Origin of the sequence: Niallia oryzisoli (assembly GCF_043641075.1) — a bacterium.
Taxonomy (GTDB): domain Bacteria; phylum Bacillota; class Bacilli; order Bacillales; family Cytobacillaceae; genus Bacillus_BD; species Bacillus_BD oryzisoli_A.
The window spans coordinates 993,092-1,013,874 of the sequence record NZ_JBHZRC010000001.1 but is presented as its reverse complement, the minus strand read 5'-3'; the positions used below and the strand labels follow the sequence as shown (position 1 = coordinate 1,013,874).

General features: G+C 38.1%; 25 protein-coding genes. All 25 read left to right on the top strand.

Going from position 1 to position 20,783, the window contains the following annotated elements; all coding sequences use genetic code 11:
- Positions 1-17 precede the first annotated feature (17 nt).
- The 25 genes from ACHUFV_RS05150 to ACHUFV_RS05030 all read left to right on the top strand — a co-directional run bounded on the left by ACHUFV_RS05150 (position 18) and on the right by ACHUFV_RS05030 (position 20,668).
- Positions 18-1,292: a flagellar hook-length control protein FliK gene (locus tag ACHUFV_RS05150; RefSeq protein WP_394232528.1), complete on the top strand. Its 1,275-nt coding sequence runs from the start codon at positions 18-20 to the stop codon at positions 1,290-1,292.
- Positions 1,293-1,304: 12 nt separating this feature from the next.
- Positions 1,305-1,940 carry a flagellar hook assembly protein FlgD gene (gene flgD / locus ACHUFV_RS05145; RefSeq protein WP_394232527.1) on the top strand — a complete coding sequence of 212 codons (636 nt, stop codon included), beginning with the start codon at positions 1,305-1,307 and terminating at the stop codon, positions 1,938-1,940.
- 12 nt (positions 1,941-1,952) lie between these two features.
- Positions 1,953-2,339: a TIGR02530 family flagellar biosynthesis protein gene (locus ACHUFV_RS05140; protein WP_394232526.1), complete on the top strand. Its 387-nt coding sequence runs from the start codon at positions 1,953-1,955 to the stop codon at positions 2,337-2,339.
- A 72-nt stretch (positions 2,340-2,411) separates the two neighbouring features.
- A complete protein-coding gene (flgG, locus tag ACHUFV_RS05135) occupies positions 2,412-3,218 on the top strand; it encodes a flagellar basal body rod protein FlgG (protein WP_394232525.1) in 807 nt (268 codons plus the stop codon).
- Positions 3,219-3,268: 50 nt separating this feature from the next.
- Positions 3,269-3,487: a flagellar FlbD family protein gene (locus ACHUFV_RS05130; RefSeq protein ID WP_394232524.1), complete on the top strand. Its 219-nt coding sequence runs from the start codon at positions 3,269-3,271 to the stop codon at positions 3,485-3,487.
- Positions 3,477-3,905 carry a flagellar basal body-associated protein FliL gene (gene fliL / locus ACHUFV_RS05125; RefSeq protein WP_394232523.1) on the top strand — a complete coding sequence of 143 codons (429 nt, stop codon included), beginning with the start codon at positions 3,477-3,479 and terminating at the stop codon, positions 3,903-3,905. The genes ACHUFV_RS05130 and fliL overlap by 11 nt, the downstream gene beginning before the upstream one ends.
- A 41-nt stretch (positions 3,906-3,946) precedes the next feature.
- The gene (gene fliM / locus ACHUFV_RS05120) at positions 3,947-4,945 is read left to right on the top strand and encodes a flagellar motor switch protein FliM (protein ID WP_394232522.1); all 999 of its coding nucleotides are present in this window, start codon (positions 3,947-3,949) and stop codon (positions 4,943-4,945) included.
- Positions 4,938-6,200, top strand: a complete 1,263-nt coding sequence (gene fliY / locus ACHUFV_RS05115; protein WP_394232521.1) for a flagellar motor switch phosphatase FliY — start codon at positions 4,938-4,940, stop codon at positions 6,198-6,200. The genes fliM and fliY overlap by 8 nt, the downstream gene beginning before the upstream one ends.
- Positions 6,201-6,260: 60 nt before the next feature.
- Positions 6,261-6,623: a response regulator gene (locus tag ACHUFV_RS05110; RefSeq protein ID WP_394232520.1), complete on the top strand. Its 363-nt coding sequence runs from the start codon at positions 6,261-6,263 to the stop codon at positions 6,621-6,623.
- Positions 6,624-6,757: 134 nt separating this feature from the next.
- The gene (locus ACHUFV_RS05105) at positions 6,758-7,330 is read left to right on the top strand and encodes a flagellar biosynthetic protein FliO (RefSeq protein ID WP_394232519.1); all 573 of its coding nucleotides are present in this window, start codon (positions 6,758-6,760) and stop codon (positions 7,328-7,330) included.
- Entirely contained in the window at positions 7,327-7,992 is a 666-nt protein-coding gene (fliP, locus tag ACHUFV_RS05100) for a flagellar type III secretion system pore protein FliP (protein WP_394232518.1), read from the top strand. Before ACHUFV_RS05105 ends, fliP begins: the two co-directional genes overlap by 4 nt.
- 13 nt (positions 7,993-8,005) lie before the next feature.
- Complete coding sequence (fliQ, locus tag ACHUFV_RS05095; protein ID WP_394232517.1) at positions 8,006-8,275, top strand: flagellar biosynthesis protein FliQ; 270 nt, start codon at positions 8,006-8,008, stop codon at positions 8,273-8,275.
- A gap of 5 nt (positions 8,276-8,280) precedes the next feature.
- Entirely contained in the window at positions 8,281-9,057 is a 777-nt protein-coding gene (gene fliR / locus ACHUFV_RS05090; RefSeq protein ID WP_394232516.1) for a flagellar biosynthetic protein FliR, read from the top strand.
- A gap of 2 nt (positions 9,058-9,059) precedes the next feature.
- Positions 9,060-10,145 (top strand): flagellar biosynthesis protein FlhB, encoded by a 1,086-nt coding sequence (flhB, locus tag ACHUFV_RS05085; protein WP_394232515.1) that lies wholly within the window; start codon positions 9,060-9,062, stop codon positions 10,143-10,145.
- Between the two features lie 98 nt (positions 10,146-10,243).
- Positions 10,244-12,280 (top strand): flagellar biosynthesis protein FlhA, encoded by a 2,037-nt coding sequence (gene flhA, locus ACHUFV_RS05080; RefSeq protein ID WP_394232514.1) that lies wholly within the window; start codon positions 10,244-10,246, stop codon positions 12,278-12,280.
- Positions 12,277-13,431, top strand: a complete 1,155-nt coding sequence (gene flhF / locus ACHUFV_RS05075) for a flagellar biosynthesis protein FlhF (protein ID WP_394232513.1) — start codon at positions 12,277-12,279, stop codon at positions 13,429-13,431. Before flhA ends, flhF begins: the two co-directional genes overlap by 4 nt.
- Before the next feature lies 1 nt (position 13,432).
- On the top strand, positions 13,433-14,296 hold the full coding sequence (locus tag ACHUFV_RS05070) for a MinD/ParA family protein (protein WP_394232512.1): 864 nt from the start codon (positions 13,433-13,435) through the stop codon (positions 14,294-14,296).
- A gap of 9 nt (positions 14,297-14,305) precedes the next feature.
- On the top strand, positions 14,306-14,989 hold the full coding sequence (locus ACHUFV_RS05065; RefSeq protein ID WP_394232511.1) for a CheB methylesterase domain-containing protein: 684 nt from the start codon (positions 14,306-14,308) through the stop codon (positions 14,987-14,989).
- A gap of 20 nt (positions 14,990-15,009) precedes the next feature.
- Positions 15,010-17,079 carry a chemotaxis protein CheA gene (locus ACHUFV_RS05060; protein ID WP_394232510.1) on the top strand — a complete coding sequence of 690 codons (2,070 nt, stop codon included), beginning with the start codon at positions 15,010-15,012 and terminating at the stop codon, positions 17,077-17,079.
- Between the two features lie 57 nt (positions 17,080-17,136).
- Complete coding sequence (locus tag ACHUFV_RS05055; protein ID WP_394232509.1) at positions 17,137-17,595, top strand: chemotaxis protein CheW; 459 nt, start codon at positions 17,137-17,139, stop codon at positions 17,593-17,595.
- A 4-nt stretch (positions 17,596-17,599) separates the two neighbouring features.
- Positions 17,600-18,238, top strand: a complete 639-nt coding sequence (locus ACHUFV_RS05050) for a chemotaxis protein CheC (protein WP_394232508.1) — start codon at positions 17,600-17,602, stop codon at positions 18,236-18,238.
- On the top strand, positions 18,231-18,725 hold the full coding sequence (locus ACHUFV_RS05045) for a chemotaxis protein CheD (RefSeq protein WP_394232507.1): 495 nt from the start codon (positions 18,231-18,233) through the stop codon (positions 18,723-18,725). The genes ACHUFV_RS05050 and ACHUFV_RS05045 overlap by 8 nt, the downstream gene beginning before the upstream one ends.
- A 183-nt stretch (positions 18,726-18,908) precedes the next feature.
- On the top strand, positions 18,909-19,673 hold the full coding sequence (locus ACHUFV_RS05040; RefSeq protein ID WP_394232506.1) for a FliA/WhiG family RNA polymerase sigma factor: 765 nt from the start codon (positions 18,909-18,911) through the stop codon (positions 19,671-19,673).
- Positions 19,674-19,696: 23 nt separating this feature from the next.
- Positions 19,697-20,005, top strand: coding sequence for a hypothetical protein (locus ACHUFV_RS05035; protein WP_394232505.1), 309 nt, complete (start codon positions 19,697-19,699; stop codon positions 20,003-20,005).
- A 9-nt stretch (positions 20,006-20,014) separates the two neighbouring features.
- A complete protein-coding gene (locus ACHUFV_RS05030) occupies positions 20,015-20,668 on the top strand; it encodes a hypothetical protein (protein WP_394232504.1) in 654 nt (217 codons plus the stop codon).
- Positions 20,669-20,783 lie beyond the last annotated feature (115 nt).

The window sequence follows — 20,783 nt, the reverse complement described above, 5'->3', positions numbered from 1 at the left end:
GAGGTGAATTAGTAGAGATGCAAATCGGAGCATTAGGCAGTATTTCACAATCTCCTGTATCGCAAACAGCAAAAACGAACATTTCTAATAAACAAGGATTTGCTCATATATTATCCGGTCTGGGGCAGCCAAAAACAAGCGGCGAAAGGGAACTGTCTACAAGTCAGGACACACTTATGCTTTCGAGTGAAGAGCTTAAAGAAATTGTCCAGCTATTACAAGCCTCTGACTTAACCGAAATTGAATCAGGAAGTGCCATAATAGAGCAATTGCTTGGAGAAGGAAATGCTGATGTATCTAAACTAATTTTAGATGAGCTGCATCTAGATGAAGCTGAATTAAAATCGGCAATAAAGGGTTTCTTACAGGGGTTGAAAGTAGAAAAGAATGATGGAAATAAACTTCAAACTGGGGAAGAGCTTTCGGAGCTACTAGAGAAGTTGCCTGACATGGATTTAAATGAAGCATTGATGTCAGTGCTTGGACTTCTACCGGCAGTAAATATCGATCAAACGACGTTTACGACAGACCAGCAAGGAATTCAGTTAGCCAAAACCTTCAAACTTCTTGAATTACTTTTACACTATGAAAAGCCCAATGAAAACAATTTACAGATGGAAAAGCTTCTACAAAAAACTACTGATCAGCTAGAAGCTATTTTGAACGGAAATTCTTCTAATAGCAAAGCAGAATTGCTAGATAAAGTGTTTGCTCCGCTTGTAAAAGAATTAAATCAGTCTGAAGAGATTAAGAGTTCGACAGATGGAAACTATAACACCAGGTTTAATCCAAGTGGTCAGATGCATTCTCTTTCATTCCTGTCAAAACAGGACCAATTAGTATTGCTGCAGGAGCAATCAGGTCAAATGGTTACAAAAGATCAGCTCATCAAACAATTCGAATCGATCCTGGCCAAAAGTCAGTTCATTACTTCAGGCGGGAGTCAAAAGCTGTTTATTAAGCTGTACCCAGAACATTTAGGGGCGTTACGAATTGAATTAACACAGCAGGATTCTTTACTGACAGCAAAAATTTTAACTACAACTGCAAATGCTAAGGATCTATTAGAATCGCAAATTCAAAGTCTAAAGCAGGCTTTTGTTTCTCAAAATCTTCAAGTGGAAAAAATTGAAATTGCTCAGCAGTTTCAACAGGAGCGATTCTTTAATCGAGATCCACAAAAGGAGCCGGAACAACAGCAGCCGGGCCAGCAGGATGAAAAGCAGGAAAGTGGTGGAAATCAGTCGCTTGCTGCTTCTTTCGAGGAAGTCCTGTTAAATGTAGAAGCGTAGGAGTGAAAGCAAATGACCAATACTATTGATTCTAATCTTTATCTCTCCAATTACCAGAAGGCGGAAAGGAAGACTGGGTCATCAGAGCTAGGTAAGGATGACTTTTTAAAGCTGTTAATGACACAGCTGCAAAATCAAGATCCATCAAACCCAATGCAGGATACTGAGTTTATTGCTCAAATGGCACAATTTTCTTCTTTGGAGCAGATGACAAATATGAACAGTACGCTCGAACGGTTTATGTCACAGCAGCAGCAAAGTTTACTCATTTCCTATAATCAATTTGTTGGTCAAGAGATTACCTGGCATAAACTGATCGAACGAGAGGATGGTACACAAGAAGTGAAGGAAGGGTCAGGTAAGGTTGCGAGTATTCAGTATAAGGATGAAAATGTACTTTTTATTCTTGAAGACGGTACAGAGCTTGAACCGGCCAATATTTCACAAGTAAACGAAACCACTCCTGAGTCAAACATGATTCAAGCGAGCATGATGATTGGCAAAAAAGTAACGTTCGTAAATGAATCAAATGAGGAAGTAACTGCCACAATCAAATCAGTTTCGTTTAAAAATGGAAAAGCAGCCTTTCAATTAGACGATGCAGATAACACGGCAATAACAGCATCACAAATGATTAAAATCGAATAAAGGGGGTATTTCATGCGAGTATACAGACCGCTGACACAGCCACTTATTCAGGGAAATATGAAAAAAATGCAAAAATCAGACCAGCAGTCTGGTACATCCTTTGCAGCGGAACTCCAATCGGCGATCAAACCGAATCAAGATAAACTAACGATATCAAAGCATGCTAAGGAGAGGCTTGAACAAAGAGGCATTACCATTAATGAGGCACGCTGGGAGCAGATTGATGAAAAAGTGAAGCAGGCTAAAAACATGGGCGTGAAAGAATCCCTTGTACTTTTAGAAGATGCGGCCTTAATTGTCAGTGCGAAAAATAATACGGTTATTACAGCCATGAACAGGGCTGAAGCCGCAACTCAAATATTCACGAACATCAATGGCACAATTTTAATGGATGAATAAGGCTGGACCTATAAGGAAGCCTTAAAGCTGCCGACCGACTGACGCAGCTAGTTCTGAAGGGAGAAATGGGACATGCTAAGATCAATGTATTCCGGAATCAGCGGAATGAAAAACTTTCAAACAAAATTAGATGTAATCGGAAATAATATCTCAAATGTTAACACTTACGGATTCAAAAAAGGCCGTGTAACGTTCCAGGATTTGGTGAGTCAAAGTATTTCCGGTGCTAGTGCACCTTCTACTACGACACAAATGGGTGGTGTTAATCCTAAGCAGGTGGGATTAGGATCACAGTTATCGACTATCGATACCATAGACACTCAAGGAAGCTTACAAACCACTGCTAGAACATTGGACTTAGCTATATCAGGTGATGGATATTTTATCCTTGCCAAAGGAGATGGAAATGAAAAGACTTATTCACGGGCAGGTAATTTTTATTTAGACGATGAAGGAAATGTTGTCAATTCTGATGGGAAATATCTTCAAGGTCAGGGAAAAATAAAAATAAACATTCCTACTAATGCAAAAAGCTTCAGTATCGGTAATGACGGTACCGTTTCTTATATAGATAATGCAGGTGCTCTGCAAACAGCTGGTCAGATTTCAATTGCTAAATTTGCCAATAACGGTGGGTTAGAGAAAGTTGGTGCTAATAACTATCAAGAATCAACGAACTCTGGGGATCCAAAAGTAGATGTTCCTGGAGGAGCCAACGGACAAGGTACCATCGTATCTGGTGCTCTGGAAATGTCAAACGTTGACCTTTCGGAAGAATTTACCGACATGATTGTAGCACAGCGGGGATTCCAGGCTAATACAAGAATTATCACAACATCAGATGAAATACTGCAGGAATTAGTAAATCTAAAACGCTAATTTAAGGGAGGGATAGGGTTAAAGGGCCTCCTTTAACCCTTAATTTAACAGTGATTAGAGTATCGCGATTAAACGGGAAACCATTTATAATTAATGCGTTATACATAGAAACAATAGAGTCTTTTCCAGATACAACCATTACACTGACAAATGGCAGTAAGTATATTGTCAAAGAAAAGGAAGATAAGGTGCTGGAGTTGATTCGTGAATTCTACCAAACTGTAAATCTTCTTGGTCAACAGATAGGGGGAAATGATAGTGAAGAATAATAAGCTTGTCATGATCATGTTAATCCTTCTTGTTGCGATTGCCCTAGTTGGAGCAGTGGCTGTTGTAATGGTGTTGAATCATAATGGTCAAGATAAAAATGCAGAACCGACGATTGATGAAGTCCTTGAGGCTTCTGTAGATATTCCGGAAATTACAACGAACCTTGCTGATGATGCTTTTATCCGTATTTCATTTAAAATTCAAACAGATAGTAAAGAAGCGAAAGAAGAATTAGAAAAACGTAATTTTCAAGTGAACAATATTATTATCCTGGAATTATCTGAACTAACTTCTGACACGATAAAAGGGAAAGAAGGTCAAATGCAGCTGGAAGAAAAGCTTAAGACTGGTATCAATGAGGTTATGCAGGATGGTGAAGTTGAAAAGGTGTATATCACGCAATTCCTCCTCCAGTAAGAGACATCCCAAGAAAAGTTTAATACATGGAGGTGAGTTTGATGTCAGGAGATGTACTTTCTCAGCATGAGATAGATGCATTATTGTCCGCGCTGTCAACAGGGGAAATGAATGCAGATGAATTAAAGAAAGAGGAAGATGAGAAGCGGGTAAAAGTATATGACTTCAAAAGGGCTCTGCGTTTTTCAAAAGACCAAATCCGCAGCTTAACGCGGATCCATGAAAACTTCGCAAGACTCTTAACAACCTTTTTTTCTGCTCAATTAAGAACATATGTCCAAATTAGTGTCGCATCTGCTGATCAAATTCCATACGAAGAATTTATTCGCTCCATACCAAAAATGACGATACTAAATGTATTTGATGTCCCACCGTTAGAAGGTCGAATCCTAATGGAAGTCAATCCTAATATTGCGTATGCCATGATGGATAGAATGATGGGTGGTAAGGGGACAAGTATTAATAAGGTAGATAACTTAACAGAAATCGAAACAAAGATTATGTCAGCTATTTTTGAAAAGGCATGTGATTATCTTCAAGAAGCATGGGAAACCATTGTTGAGATAGACCCAATTTTGTCAGAATTTGAAGTGAATCCACAGTTCTTACGCATGGTATCACCAAATGAGACGGTTGTTGTCATTTCTCTGAATACGGCCATTGCAGATACGAGTGGGATGATTAATATCTGTATACCACATGTTGTGCTCGAGCCGATTATACCCAAATTATCGATTCAATATTGGATGCAGACAGACAAAAAAGTCCGGGAGCCGGAAGAGGTCAAACGGATTGAAAAGAAAATTCAACAGGCGGAAATCCCCATTTCAGTCGAGCTGGGTTCGGCAAACATATCGATACAGGATTTTCTCATGCTTGATATTGGCGATGTGATTGAATTAAATCAATCGATTGATGAACCTTTACTGTTAAAAGTTGGCGAGGTTCCTAAATTCGTCGGGCAGCCAGGGAAAATGAATAAAAAATTAGCGCTTCAAGTATTAGATACATGGAAGGGGGGAGATGACGAACATGAGTAATGAAATGCTTTCACAGGAAGAGATTGATGCTTTACTCAGAGGTAGTGATGATGTATCTGTGGTCACTTCTGATTTCAATATGGATGAATTTTTATCTGAAATGGAAAAAGATGCGCTGGGAGAAATAGGCAATATTTCATTTGGAAGCTCTGCTACTGCGTTGTCTACTCTATTAAATCAAAAGGTTGATATTACAACTCCGGAAGTTTCAGTTGTACTACAGCATCGATTAACCGAGGAATTTCCTCATCCGTATGTAGCCATTCAAGTAAGCTATACACAAGGCTTTTCCGGTACGAATTTATTAGTGATTAAACAAAGTGATGCCGCTATTATTGCGGATTTAATGCTTGGAGGTGATGGAAGAAACCCATCGGAGATGATGGACGAAATCCAAATGAGTGCAGTTCAAGAAGCCATGAATCAAATGATGGGCTCTGCAGCAACATCAATGTCAACCATCTTTAGTAAACGAGTGGATATTTCGCCACCTTCTATTGATATATTAGATATGCTCCAAGGTACTGGAACTGATAAAATTCCAAATGAAGATAAGCTGGTAAAGGTCTCTTTTCGCTTAAAAATTGGTGATTTAATTGATTCCAATATTATGCAGCTGCTTCCGCTCGACTTTGCCAAAGGGTTAGTAGATGAATTATTAAACCCGATTGCAGATACCATTCAAGATGTGAATGTACCACCGCAGCCTGTTGAAAACTATCAGGAACTGCAGAATAATCAAGTGTCTCAAAACCAGCTTGACTATCCTGGACAACAAAGCAATACGGTACAGGCTCCTTTTGGTTCAGGCAGCCAGCAGCATGAACAGTTTTTTTACCAACAGAATTATTCGGGTAATCAAATGGGTGCGAATCCTGTGAATCAACCTATTGGTCCACAGCATTTTGGTTCTGCGAATCATCCTGGTGTTCAACCAAATGTACAGCCGGCGATGTTCTCAAATTTTGAACCGTACCATATGCAAGAAAATGAACCAAAAAACCTTGATATGCTGCTTGATATACCGTTACAAGTTACGGTTGAATTAGGCCGAACGAAAAGGTCAGTGAAAGAAATACTTGAGCTGTCTCCTGGTTCAATCATTGAACTAGATAAGCTGGCTGGTGAACCAGTCGATATTCTTATCAACAGCAGATTGATCGCCAAGGGAGAAGTGGTTGTGATTGATGAAAACTTTGGTGTTAGGGTTACTGACATTATTAGCCAATCAGACCGAATCAAAAAGCTAAAATAACGTAAAGTTAAATCATTTCAACAAGATCAATACAAAAATCACTATGGGGGTAGAAGATTAATGGCGCATAGAATTTTAGTTGTAGATGATGCTGCATTTATGAGGATGATGATAAAGGATATATTAACAAAGAATGGCTATGAGGTTGTCGGGGAAGCTGCAGATGGTCAACAGGCTGTTGAAAAATATAAAGAACTGCATCCTGACCTTGTTACAATGGATATCACGATGCCTGAAATGGATGGTATCACTGCATTAAAAGAAATTAGAAAAATGAACCCAAATTCTAAGGTGATCATGTGTTCTGCAATGGGACAGCAGGCTATGGTTATTGATGCGATTCAAGCGGGGGCAAAGGATTTTATTGTTAAACCATTTCAAGCTGACCGTGTATTGGAAGCCATCTCGAAGACGCTTGGTTAAGACTTATTTTTAGAGGGTGCAGGATGTTGCGTAACAAACAATTCTGTTTCATAGTCTTTTTTCTTATACTTGCTCTATTGGGGTTTCAGACACAAACCTCAGCAGAGCAAGTTAATAAAAGTGTAAAAGACTGCTTGGAACAACCTGATGCATGTGGAGAACAATTGGATACAAAACAGAGTATGACAACTGACAGTACTGATTCAAATCAATCAGCTGCTAATCGTACGGTAGGATTAACAATATGGGATTTTATCAAAATGATAGCAGCAACCGTTTTTGTTGTCGCACTGCTTTATATTATTTTGAAGTTTGTTAATAAAAAAGGACATTTATATAAAGGTTCGCAACTAATAGAAAATTTAGGCGGTGCAACACTTGGTGCAAACCGATCTGTTCAATTAATCAAAGTAGGAAAGAAAATTCTTGTGGTCGGTGTTGGGGAAAATGTCCAATTGATAAAGGAAATTGATGATCTGCAAGAATATGAAGCGCTGCTTTCTGCTTATAACAGCAGAATGGATCAGCTGACACAACCTGGTGATATACTGTCAAAGGTATTGATGAAGAAGAGCGGTAGTTCCGAGAAAAAGAATGAGAGCAGCAGTTTTCAATCTTTGCTTAAAAAGCAGTTAGGTGATCTATCAAAAGGGAGACAGGAACTATACGATGAAATAGAGAAAGAGAAGGGTTCGGACAAGCAATGAATGAGTTCATGGAGTTTTTTAACAATAGTTCACCTGAAAATGTATCTACGTCTGTAAAGCTTGTACTTTTATTAACGGTTCTCTCTCTATCACCGAGTATTCTGATCCTAATGACTTGTTTTACCAGAATCGTCATTGTACTGTCCTTTGTCAGAACGGCTCTTGCCACACAGCAAATGCCGCCAAACCAGGTAATTATTGGATTATCATTGTTTTTGAGCTTCTTTATTATGGCACCTACCTTTCAGGAGGTAAATACAGAGGCATTGACACCCTTATTTAACAATGAAATCAATTTAGAACAGGCCTATGATAAAGCTGTTGTTCCATTTAAGGAGTTTATGAGTGCGAATACCAGACAAAAGGATTTGGCATTATTTCTAAATTATGCAAAAACAGAAAGCCCTAAGTCGATTCAGGATATACCGCTTACTGCTCTTGTTCCTGCCTTTGCGATCAGTGAGCTGAAAACAGCATTTCAAATAGGGTTTATGATCTTTATCCCTTTTTTAGTGATCGATATGGTGGTGGCCAGTGTTTTAATGTCTATGGGGATGATGATGCTTCCTCCTGTTATGATCTCATTACCGTTTAAAATCTTGTTATTTGTCCTTGTAGATGGATGGAACTTAGTTGTGAAATCTCTGCTACAAAGTTTTTAAGTAGGTGAAAAGAATGACTCCTGAAACGGTCATTGAAATAGCGGAAGAAGGAATATGGGTCGTTCTCTTGATTAGCGGCCCGCTTTTGGCACTTGCACTTGTCGTTGGATTGGTCGTAAGTATTTTTCAGGCTACAACACAAATTCAAGAACAAACATTAGCGTTTATTCCGAAAATTGTCGCTGTATTATTGGGTATTGTATTTTTTGGCCCTTGGATGCTCAGCCATTTAATTTCGTATACAAACAATATATTTTCAAATTTAATTAGGTTTATAGGCTGATTGTTATGGTGGAGATAATCGAAATGTTCCCTGTATTTTTGCTCATATTTGTCAGGGTAACATCCTTTTTCTTAATGATGCCTCTTTTTTCTTATCGGACAATCCCGACTACTTTTAAAGTAGGGTTTGGCTTTTTTTTAGCTATGATTTTGTTTGCTGATGTAGATGCGGCTGTGTTAGAAATTGATGGATTTTATATTTTGCTAATCCTTAAGGAAGCACTAATTGGCATTCTTCTAGGTTTCATAGCCTATTTGATTATGTCTGCAATCCAAACAGCAGGTGGATTTATTGATTTTCAAATGGGATTTGGCATGGTGAATGTGATGGATCCGCAAACAGGAGCCCAAAGCCCCCTGATGGGTCAGTATTTATATATCATTAGCTTATTTTTTCTTTTAATGGTTAACGGACATCATTTAATCATAGATGGAATTTATTATAGCTATCAATTTATTCCGCTTGATAAGGCTTGGCTGCCGCTAGGGTCTGAGAAAATGCTGCAATTTATATTAAAATCATTTAGTACGATGTTTATGATCGCACTGCAAATGTCTCTGCCGATTGTAGGGAGCCTGTTTCTTGTTGATGTTGCACTTGGTATTACTGCACGAACATTTCCACAGTTAAATATCTTTGTAGTGGGAATTCCGCTGAAAATTGGTGTCAGCTTTTTGATATTAATAGTCGTTATGGGCACGATGATGGCTGTTGTTTCGCGAATTTTTGAAACGATGCTGACTACAATGAGAGGGCTGTTGAATCTTCTTGGGGGTCTGTAACATTGAAACTAGTTACATTGGATTTGCAATTTTTTGCCGGTGAGAAAACAGAAAAAGCAACTCCTAAAAAGAGAACGGATGCAAGAAAAAAGGGTCAGGTTGCAAAAAGCCAAGATGTGAATACTGCAATTGGTTTACTTGCTGTTTTTATGTTTTTTTTATTTGCCGGTTCGTATTTATTGAAAAAACTAGTATCTATTCTTGAGCATTCTTTTCAAGATTATATGCTGATGGATTTGACAGAAGAAACGATTTTTATGATCCTTATCGAGCTGTTAAAAGAACTGGTTCTTTTTGTCGGTCCCATTATGCTGGTGGCTTTGGTGGCGGGTGTGGCAGCTAATTATTTTCAGGTCGGGTTCATTTTTTCAACGGAAGCGATTCAGATGAAACTAGAAAAAATAGATCCGATTAAAGGATTTAAGCGTATTTTCTCACTTCGCTCAATTGTTGAATTTTTAAAGTCCATTTTAAAAATTTGCATTGTCGGTATGATTACCTTTCTAGTAATCTGGAACAGCTTGGATGAAATCTTGACATTATCTCAAAAAACAGTTGGGGCTGCGTTTGCCTTTCTAGCAGATTTGACTGTTAAGATGGGGTTGTATGCAGGTGGCGCCTTATTATTTTTAGCTCTTCTGGACTTTCTTTACCAAAAATATGATTTTGAAAAAAATATCCGAATGTCAAAGCAGGATATTAAAGACGAATATAAGAATTCCGAAGGGGATCCGCTAATCAAGTCAAAGATTAAGCAAAAGCAGCGTGAAATGGCGATGAGCCGTATGATGCAGGAGGTCCCGAATGCAGATGTCATTATTACTAATCCAACTCATTATGCAATTGCTTTAAGATACGATGAAACCAAATTTGATGCACCGTTTGTCGTGGCAAAGGGTGTTGATTTTGTGGCTCAGAAAATCAAATTAGTCGCTAAGGAAAATGAAGTTATCATGATTGAAAATCGACCGTTGGCAAGGGCTCTATATAGTCAAACCGATATCGGGGATGTCATTCCTGAAGAATTTTTTAAAGCGGTCGCTGAAGTTTTAGCCTATGTATACCGAACGAAAAAAATGGTCAAGTAGCTTTTGGGGGATGAATCTGACATTGCAAACAGAAATGCAGATGTACAGCTAGGAATAAAGAATCAGGCATTGTGCTTTACTTATGGGGAGGGAATAACATGAAAGCAAGAGATTTAATTGTCATAATAAGCGTCATCATGATTGTTGCGATGCTCATTATTCCTCTTCCGACATGGTTATTAAGTATTTTACTTATTATAAATATTTCGTTAGCATTGTTAGTTCTGTTAACATCAATGAATATGACAGAGCCGCTCCAATTTTCTGTATTCCCATCTCTTTTGCTGCTCTTGACACTGTTTCGCTTAGGACTGAATATCTCAACTACGAGAGCAATTCTTACACATGGTGATGCTGGTGGAGTAGTTGAAACCTTTGGATCCTTTGTTGTCGGTGGGAATTTAATTGTTGGTATGGTTGTTTTCCTTATTTTGGTTATCATTAATTTCATTGTTATTACAAAAGGTTCTGAACGTGTATCTGAAGTAGCTGCGCGATTTACGCTGGATGCCATGCCAGGTAAGCAAATGAGTATTGATGCTGATTTGAATGCGGGAATGATTTCTGAACAACAGGCTAGGGAAAGACGTGAAAAAGTCAGCCGCGAGGCAGATTTTTATGGCTCAATGGATGGTGCCAGTAAATTTGTTAAAGGGGATGCAATAGCTGGTATAATCATCGTATTAATTAACTTGATTTTTGGAATTATTATTGGTGTCCTGCAGCAGGGTATGGGCATTGCAGACGCAGCAAGCCACTTTTCTCTATTAACGGTAGGCGATGGAATTGTAAGCCAGGTACCTGCATTATTAATCTCTACTGCAACAGGAATCGTTGTAACAAGAGCTACATCAGATGGAAATCTAGGTGAGGATATTGTATCCCAATTGCTAAACTTTCCTAAAATGCTGTATGTAACTGGTGGGACGATTCTCTGTTTAGGGTTATTTACGCCTATTAATGATGTTTTGACCATTCCGATTGCCGGACTTCTGATTTTTGCTGGCTGGAGGTTTACAAATATACCTGAGCAAGCAAAAGAACTCCTGCCAGATGCTGCTGAAGACGTTGAGACAGATGAAATGAAAAGTCCTGAAAGCGTTGTGAGCCTGTTAAACATGGACCCAATTGAATTTGAATTTGGCTATGGTTTAATACCGCTTGTTGATACAAACCAAGGTGGAGACCTACTTGATCGAATTGTCATGATTCGAAGACAGCTTGCTATCGAACTTGGCTTAGTCATTCCTGTTGTACGAATCCGAGATAATATTCAATTACAGCCAAACGAATATCGATTGAAAATAAAAGGCATCGAGATGGCGCATGGTGAGCTGCTATTAGATCATTATTTAGCCATGAGTCCGGGTACTGATGATGATTCAATTGTTGGAATTGATACAATCGAGCCTTCTTTCGGTCTGCCTGCAAAATGGATAACCGAAGATATGAAAGAGGAAGCAGAAATCCTCGGTTATACGGTTGTTGATCCGCCATCAGTTGTATCTACACATATCACAGAGGTTATCAAAACAAATGGATACGATTTATTAGGCAGACAGGAAACAAAACAATTGATTGACCACCTTAAAGAGAATTATCCGATACTTGTCGAAGAGGTAACGCCAAATCCACTTTCTATTGGAGAAGTTCAAAAGGTTTTGGCTAAACTACTAAGAGAAAATATTTCCATTCGTAATTTACCAATTATCTTTGAAACGCTGGCTGATTTTGGGAAGATTACTTCTGATACCGATTTATTGACAGAATATGTAAGACAATCGCTAGCACGCCAAATAACAAATCAATTTTTACAAGGAAATGATCTATTAAAGGTTGTAACGTTATCAGGAAAAGTTGAAAAAGTGATTGCTGATGGAATACAACAAACGGAGCATGGAAACTATTTAGCCATAGATCCACAAGCATCACAGCAAATATTAGAGTCTATTGCAGCACAAGTTGAACATCTTTCGTTAATGGAGAATTCGCCAATTGTTCTATGTTCTCCCGCTGTCCGTATGTATGTCCGCCAATTAACGGAGCGTTATTTTCCGCAAATTCCAATTCTATCTTACAATGAGTTGGAAGCTAATGTTGAAGTTCAAAGTGTTGGGGTGGTGAATATAGATTGAAGGTAAAAAAATATCGAGCTGCTTCAATGCCGGAAGCCATGAAGCTCATACGAAGCGAACTTGGCAATGAAGCCATCATACTAAACTCAAGAGTGATTCAAACAGGCGGATTTCTAGGACTTTTTAAGAAGAACAGCATTGAGGTTATTGCTGCTCTTGATGCAATGCCAGGAGAACAGAATAAACCTGCTATAAAAGAAAAACAGAAGCCTGTAGAAACGTTAGCACCTCCGACGAAAACACCTATTAAGAAAAGCGCCGATAATCAAAATGCATTGCTCTCAGAAGACCTGCAAAAAGAATTGACCGAGTTAAAGGCGCTTCTTAAAAATGTAAAGCTTGAAAGTAATGAAGGGATTCCTTTGCCGGATCCAATTCAAGATACAAAACGATGGTTGACTAATCAGGGAATTGATCAGGAGTTGATGGATTCCCTAATGAAGGCTTCCATCGAGCTTTGGTATACTAACGGTGGGGAAATGTCTCGTGATGAAGTACGGAAATGGGCAAGAGATTATTTAATCAAGCAAATTAACCATTTGCCTTTTGGCGGAATTTCCTTTGCGAAGAAATACATTCTTGTTGTTGGACCAACAGGGGTTGGGAAAACAACAACGTTAGCTAAGGTAGCTGCAGACTGTATCTTGAAATATAAAAAAAAGGTAGCTTTCATTACTACGGATACATATCGGATTGCAGCTATTGAACAATTAAAAACGTATGCAAATATTCTAAATGTCCCAATTGAGGTTTGCTATAATCTAGAGGATTTTCAAAAAGCAGCGCAAATCTTTTCTGATTATGATCTAGTGTTTATTGACACAGCAGGAAGGAATTTTCGAAACCGCAAATATGTGGAAGACTTGAATCAAATTATTGATTTTCAAAAGGATATCGAAACCTTTCTTGTCCTTTCACTAACATCGAAACAAATTGATATGGAGGAAATTTATCAACAATTTTCACTTATCACGATTGATAAAATGATATTTTCTAAAGCGGATGAAACGTCGACGTTTGGCTCACTTTTTAATATGATCTATAAAAAGGAAAAGGCAGTCGCATACATAACAAATGGTCAAAATGTACCAGATGATTTTATTACAGCTACTCCTGAGAATGTAGTAAATCGCATAATTGGAGTCGATTAACATGGAAGATCAAGCAGAAAGATTAAGAGAAAAATTACAGCAGCATTCCAACATCAATACAAAAACCATTGCTGTTATTAGTGGTAAAGGCGGAGTCGGGAAATCAAATGTTTCTTTGAACTTTTCCATTACATTACATAATAAGGGACATAAAGTCCTCTTGGTTGACATGGATATTGGAATGGGGAATATTGACATCCTTTTGGGGTCATCATCCATGTATTCTATTGCTGATTTCTTTACAAATGGTGTTCCGCTTAAAAACATGATTACAGTAATACCCGGCGGCATCCACTATATTTCAGGCGGGACTGGCTTAACCCAGCTGACAAAAATAACAGAGGAATCATTACAAGACTTTTTTGAGCAGTTTTCCAATCTAGTAAATGATTATGATTATGTGATTTTTGATATGGACGCCGGTATGAGTGAAAGCTCCTTACGATTTATTTTGACGGTTGATGAGGTGATTGTTATTACGACGTGTGAGCCGACTTCGATAACGGATGCGTATGCGGCAATGAAATATATCACACTCACCAATAAGACGATCCCGTTTATTATTATTGTAAACCGGGCTCAAACAGAACAAGAAGGAATTGATACGTACCAAAGAATTTCAAAGGTACTCGATCACTTTTTGGAAAAAGGTTCTATTTTGCTTGGTGTCCTGCCAGAGGACCCTATTATTCCCCAGGCAGTTAAAAAGCAAACACCTTTTATTCAGTTGAATGAAAAAGCCCCCGCCTCGATGGCTTTATTCAGTATGGTAGAAAAGTATCGTCAACAGGAATTTGACCGGCCAGCTTACTTCAAAAAGCCGAATTTTGTTGTCAGGTTAAAGCAATTCCTTTTTGAAAGGTAGTGCATGTATGTGAATAAAGAAATAATAAAGCCTTTAGAAGGAAAAAAGACTACTATCACCGATGAAAGATATAGTAAAATAGAACCAAATAAAACAAATTCAAAAATGAATTGGTATCAAATAACAAATAAGATTATTTTGATTGGAACCTCCACAGGTGGTCCAAGTGCACTTCAAACGGTTCTCTCTGCGTTACCGGAAAAGATAGCTGCTCCAATAGTGATTGTGCAGCATATGCCGGCTGGTTTCACAAAGTCGTTAGCTAACCGTCTTAACTCACTATCGGGTATTACGGTAAAGGAAGCGGAGGATGGTGAGATTCTGCAGAATAGTACTGCCTATATTGCTCCGGGTGGCTGTCATTTAAGAATAAAGCCATCCGGGGATAGAATTGCTTTACAACTTGATTATACAACAACTAGCTTTACGCATTGTCCTTCCGTTGACCTTTTGTTTGAAACAGCTTCTGATTTAACCGGATACGGGAAGATTGCAGTCGTTATGACAGGGATGGGGTCGGATGGTTCAAAAGGGCTAATTACATTAAAGAAAACAGGGCTGGTTAAGGCGATAGCTGAATCAGAAGACACATGTATCGTGTATGGTATGCCCAGGGCAGCTATTGCAACAGAGCTGATTGATGACGTAGTAAATGTTGAACATATAGCCAAGACAATTTTGAAATATCTTTGATTCCGAGGGGTGTGAGCCAAGTGGATATGAATCAATACTTAGAAGTTTTTATTGAAGAAAGTAAAGAACATTTACAGGCCTGTAACGATAATTTACTTGAATTAGAGAAAAAACCAGATGATATGACAATTATTAATGAAATTTTTCGATCAGCGCATACATTAAAAGGGATGTCTGCGACTATGGGGTATGATGATCTAGCCAAACTAACCCATCAAATGGAGAATGTTTTGGATGCAATAAGACATCATACAATTTCTGTTACACCTGAACTATTAGATGTTGTTTTTCAGGCTGTTGATGATTTGGAAGCAATGGTTAATTCTATTGCGGAAGGCGGAGATGGAAAAAGAGATGTTTCCATTGTTGTTGGAAAACTTAAAATGATAGAAACAGGAAATGCGGCCTATCTAGAAGCGCAAAAAGAGATTGCAGCAGCTGCAGCGGTTGAAGAAAAGACAGCTGTGCAAATTGATTATGATGAATTTGAACGAACGCTCATCGAGGAATCTCATGAACAGGGATTTACAACGTATGAAGTATCTGTCGCTTTACGGGATGATTGTTTATTGAAAGCAGCAAGGGTCTATATGATTTTTGAGGTTCTGGAAAAACAAGGTGAAATTATTAAATCGCTGCCATCCGTAGACCAGCTTGAAGAAGAACAATTTGATAAAGCCTTTACAGTTACATTGATTTCGAAGGAGAATCCTCAGGATATTGAAAAGAGAGTGCTGAATGTTTCTGAAGTCGAAGTTGTTACGGTGACTGTTGTTTCTCCTTTAGCTATTGCGTCAAATACTAGTGCAATGATGCAAAGTCAAAGTACGGACAAACAGGAAGCAAAAGAAATGCCTGTAACACAGCCTGAGAACACGTTAGACAGTAAACAAAAGTCAACCGAGCCTGACCATAACAAAACCGGGACGGGTGGAAAAGCAGCTAGTAAAACGATAAGGGTGAATATCGAACGGCTTGATATTCTATTAAATTTATTTGAAGAATTAGTGATTGATAGAGGAAGACTCGAACAAATTGCCTCAGAGCTTAGAAATCAAGAATTGCAGGAAACGGTTGATCGGATCTCAAGAAATACTGGTGACCTGCAAAATATTATTTTAAATATGCGCATGGTGCCGATTGAAACGGTCTTTAATCGTTTTCCGCGCATGGTAAGACAGCTTGCACGGGATTTGGATAAGAAAGTAAATTTAGAAATTATTGGTGCTGAAACGGAGCTTGATCGAACGGTTATTGATGAAATAGGAGATCCCCTTGTTCATTTAATCCGCAATTCATTGGATCATGGGATTGAAACTCCTGCAATAAGAAAAGCGAATGGAAAAAGTGAGGAAGGCACTGTTACGCTTAAGGCGTATCATAGCGGCAATCATGTTTTTATTGAAATAGAAGATGATGGTGCAGGAATTAACCGTGACAAGGTACTACAGATTGCCTTGAGAAATGGTATTGTAACTGAACAGGTTGCTGCTACATTAACGGACAAGCAGGTCTATGAATTAATCTTTGCGTCAGGTTTTTCAACTGCAGACAAAATCTCTGATATTTCTGGACGCGGAGTCGGTTTAGATGTGGTGAAAAATACGATTGAAAATCTTGGGGGGAACGTTTCAGTTGATTCAATGGCTGGAAAAGGCTCAATCTTCTCGATTCAATTGCCGCTGACCTTATCTATTATTTCGGTCATGCTGGTTGAAATCCAAATGGAAAAGTATGCAATTCCATTATCATCGATCATTGAAACAGCTATTATTAAAAAGGATGAAATTCTTCACGCTCATAATCAAAAGGTTATCGATTTCCGCGGGAAAATTGTTCCATTATTATACTTAAAAGACTTATTTGAAGTACCTGTTGTAAAAGAAGAAAGTGAATTCGTCTCCATTGTCATCATTCGAAAAGGGGAAAAGATGGCAGGTCTTGTTGTAGACTCCTTTATCGGTCAACAGGAAGTGGTGTTAAAATCATTTGGTAATTACCTAACAAATGTCTTTGCCATTCCAGGTGCAACGATACTTGGAGACGGTCAGGTTGCATTGATCGTTGATTGCAATGCCTTGCTTAAATAATCAGCTGCCTTTGGATAATAAATGAGTAAAGAAGGCGACGAAAAAGAGGTGTGTCCAATGTCCGAATCAGTCTCCAAAGATATTAAACTAATCGTTTTTCAGTTAAATGGAAAAGAGTATGGAATCTCTGTCCATTATGTCCATGGGATTGAAAAAGTTCAACATATTACTAGAATTCCAGGTACTGCACAGTTTGTTAAGGGCGTAATTAATTTGCGCGGTGTTGTCACTCCCATTATTGACCTTAGAAAGAGATTTGGCATAGAGGAATGTGAGTATACAGATTTGTCCCGAATTATTATTGTGGCTCTTGATGATATCGAAGTAGGTTTGGTAGTAGATGCTGCTAATGATGTAATTGACATAACAGAAGATTCAATTGAGCCATCTCCGGATTTAGTTGGAGTTGAGGAGGATGAATATGTGAAGGGTGTTGTCAAAGTGGCAAACCGACTTTTGATTATCATCGATCTCTACAAAATTCTTGACCGTGAAAAATTAAAAGTAGAAGGGTAACAATATGAATTTTATTGATAAAATTTCATCGACCCATCTTGATATATTAAAAGAGATTGGAAACATTGGTGCAGGACATGCAGCAACAGCACTTTCTATCATTCTGAATAAAAAGATAGAAATGCGTGTACCCAATGTTAGGATTGTCACTTTTGATGAAATGATCGAAATGGCTGGTGGAGCGGAAAACGTTGTGGCCAGTGTCTATTTGCGTATAGAGGGGGACGCTCCAAGTCACATGTTTTTTGTTCTTCCTTTAGAACAAACAAATAAGTATATTCAACAAATGACAGGAGAAAATGTATCGTTTGAAACACTCTCATACGATGATCTGGCTTTATCAGCACTAAAAGAATTAGGAAATATTCTGGCAGGCTCCTATTTAACTTCTTTATCTGATTTCACTAGATTACATTTATATCCTTCTGTCCCAGCGACAAGTATTGATATGGTTGGTGCAATAATCAGTTATGGATTTATCGAGCTGTCCCAGTTTAGCGATTATGTGATAGTTATTGATACGGCATTAAACGAAACGAATGTTGAAACGGTTGAACAAGTTGACGGTCATTTTTTTCTATTACCTGATCCACATTCGTTTGAAATCATTTTTCAAGCACTTGGGGTTACCTTAGATGAATGATCAACAAATCGTCAGAGTTGGGATTGCAGATATGAATATAGTGAAGGCTCCGTATGTGATCCGTACATCAGGACTTGGATCTTGTGTTGGAGTTGTTGTATTTGATCAATTACAACAAATTGCTGGGTTAGCACATATTATGCTACCGGATTCTTCACTCGCCAAGAATGGGTCTCTATCTGCTGCTAAATATGCTGATACTGCTGTTTATGATCTTGTTTCACGTTTAGTTAAACAGGGTGCAAGAAAAACAGCACTAAAAGCTAAAATTGCCGGTGGTGCGCAAATGTTTCAGTTTACCTCTGGGAGTGAATTGATGAGAATAGGACCAAGAAATGTTGAAGCAGTAAAAAAACATTTACTTTCCTTGCGTATTGAGATTGTTGGAGAAGACGTAGGAGGTAGTAGCGGCCGTACGATTGAGTTCGACCCAAAAACAAGTATCCTAGCGATAAAAACCGTTAACAAAGGAATTACATATTTATAGATTTGTGGAACATTTTGCTAAGCATGCTGTATCATTTCTGGAATCGTCTCCCTCTCTCAGCGAATGAGAGAGGTTTTTTTAGAAAAACATAAGGATGAATGCAGCTTATTCAATCAGGCTGGTCATATATGAAATCGAAACATGCATAATAGAAAATGTTTTTTTAAGAGAAGGAGGAATGACATGGTACATGTAACAACACCGGATGAACAGCTATACTGGGATAAATGGGTAACCTCACGTGATAAAGAAGCAGGAAATGTTCTTATCAGAAAGTATTTATCACTTGTTAGTTATCATGTACAGCGAGTTTCTGTTTCTCTCCCTAAATCCGTTTCGAGAGATGACCTTACTAGTTTAGGGATGCTTGGCTTGTATGATGCACTTGAGAAGTTTGATCCAACTAGGGATTTGAAGTTCGATACGTACGCTTCATTTCGTGTTCGCGGTGCAATCTTAGATGGGCTGAGAAAAGAAGATTGGTTAACTAGAAGTACAAGGGAAAAAGCAAAGAAATTGGATGCTGTGATTGAAAGACTTGAACAAAAGTATTTACGGCGCGTAACAGAAGAAGAAATTGCAAAAGAACTAAATATTCCGATAGAAGAAGTTTATGCAACCATGAATGAACAATTCTTTGCTAATGTGTTATCAATTGATGAACAGCCAGATGAAACTGACGATAAAAGCATTGCATCGTTTATAATAAAAGATGAAAGAGGAGAAAATCCAGAAGAAACGCTGTTGAAAAATGAAGCAATAGATGAAATAGCAGCTATCATTTCTACGTTTAATGAGAAAGAACAGCTGGTAATCAGCTTATTTTATAAAGATGAATTAACATTAACTGAAATTGGACAGGTATTGGGGTTATCGACATCAAGGATCTCGCAAATTCACTCTAAATGTATTTATAAACTAAGGCAATCATTAGAAAAGGGAATGTGATTGTCTAAAAGGGCGTGCAAAGGATGAGTCTAAAATCTGTCGAAATGCAGATAGCCATTCCAAGAACACTGGATGCCGGGAAAATACAGGAACAGCTGCAGCAACGAGGGCAGAATATAGTGGAACATGCAAATGAAGCGCTGCAAAAGGATGTTGAACGCAAGACAAACAGGGTTACCAAAAACGAACATCTAGATCGTTCTAAATTTCTGAAGGATCGTGAAAAACAGTCTCATGAACAGAAGAATAGAGAGAAGAAAACAAAAAGAACGGATGTACAGCAGAAAAAGCAGCATCCATATAAAGGAACGTTTATTGATTATAGTGGATAGAGGGATCATATGACCGTTTTTTTTATTATAATTAGCTTTGTATTAAATATTATTGCTATTTTGGGTATCGTTATCTTATTTTTAAGACAAAATAAATTGATGCAGGTTGAAGAAAATCAGAAAAAAACGGTAAAAGATATGGAAGAATTAATGTCATCATATCTTTTAGAAATGAAGGATGAAAATGAGCGTTTTATCGAACGAGTAAAGGAAATGAATGAAGAGCAGCTTTCAACCTATAAGGTCCCAACAAGCGAAACGATTACGATGAAAGAACCTGATAGAAAGGCCGAGCCTACTGTATCTAAGATAGAAAAGCATGATCTTGCATCACGACTAGAGAGCACTGTTAACCTTCAGGCTGTCAGGGCTTATCAAAGGCAAAAGAAAAACCAATCAGAAAGCGAGTCAGTGCCGGAGCCTATTAGCTTTCATGCTGACATGCCACCACAAGAGGTTCTGAATCAGGTTCCGCAAACGAATGAAAAATTAATTGAACGCCGAAATAACGAACTATTGAAAGAATCATTATTATTTCAAGTTCTCATCATGAAGCAGCAGGGTTTTACAGTAGAAGAGATGGCAAAGCGGCTTAATAAAGGGAAGTCAGAAATTGCTTTATTACTTAAATTTCATGAAAATCATGAAAAACACGAAGAATAGCTTGAATGTCATCAATACATATGTTATATTATAAAACGGTGTTAATACACACGCTCACGGATCTACATGAATGGTGCTGTTTCGACAGTTTTCATATAGAGATGAAATGGGCGGA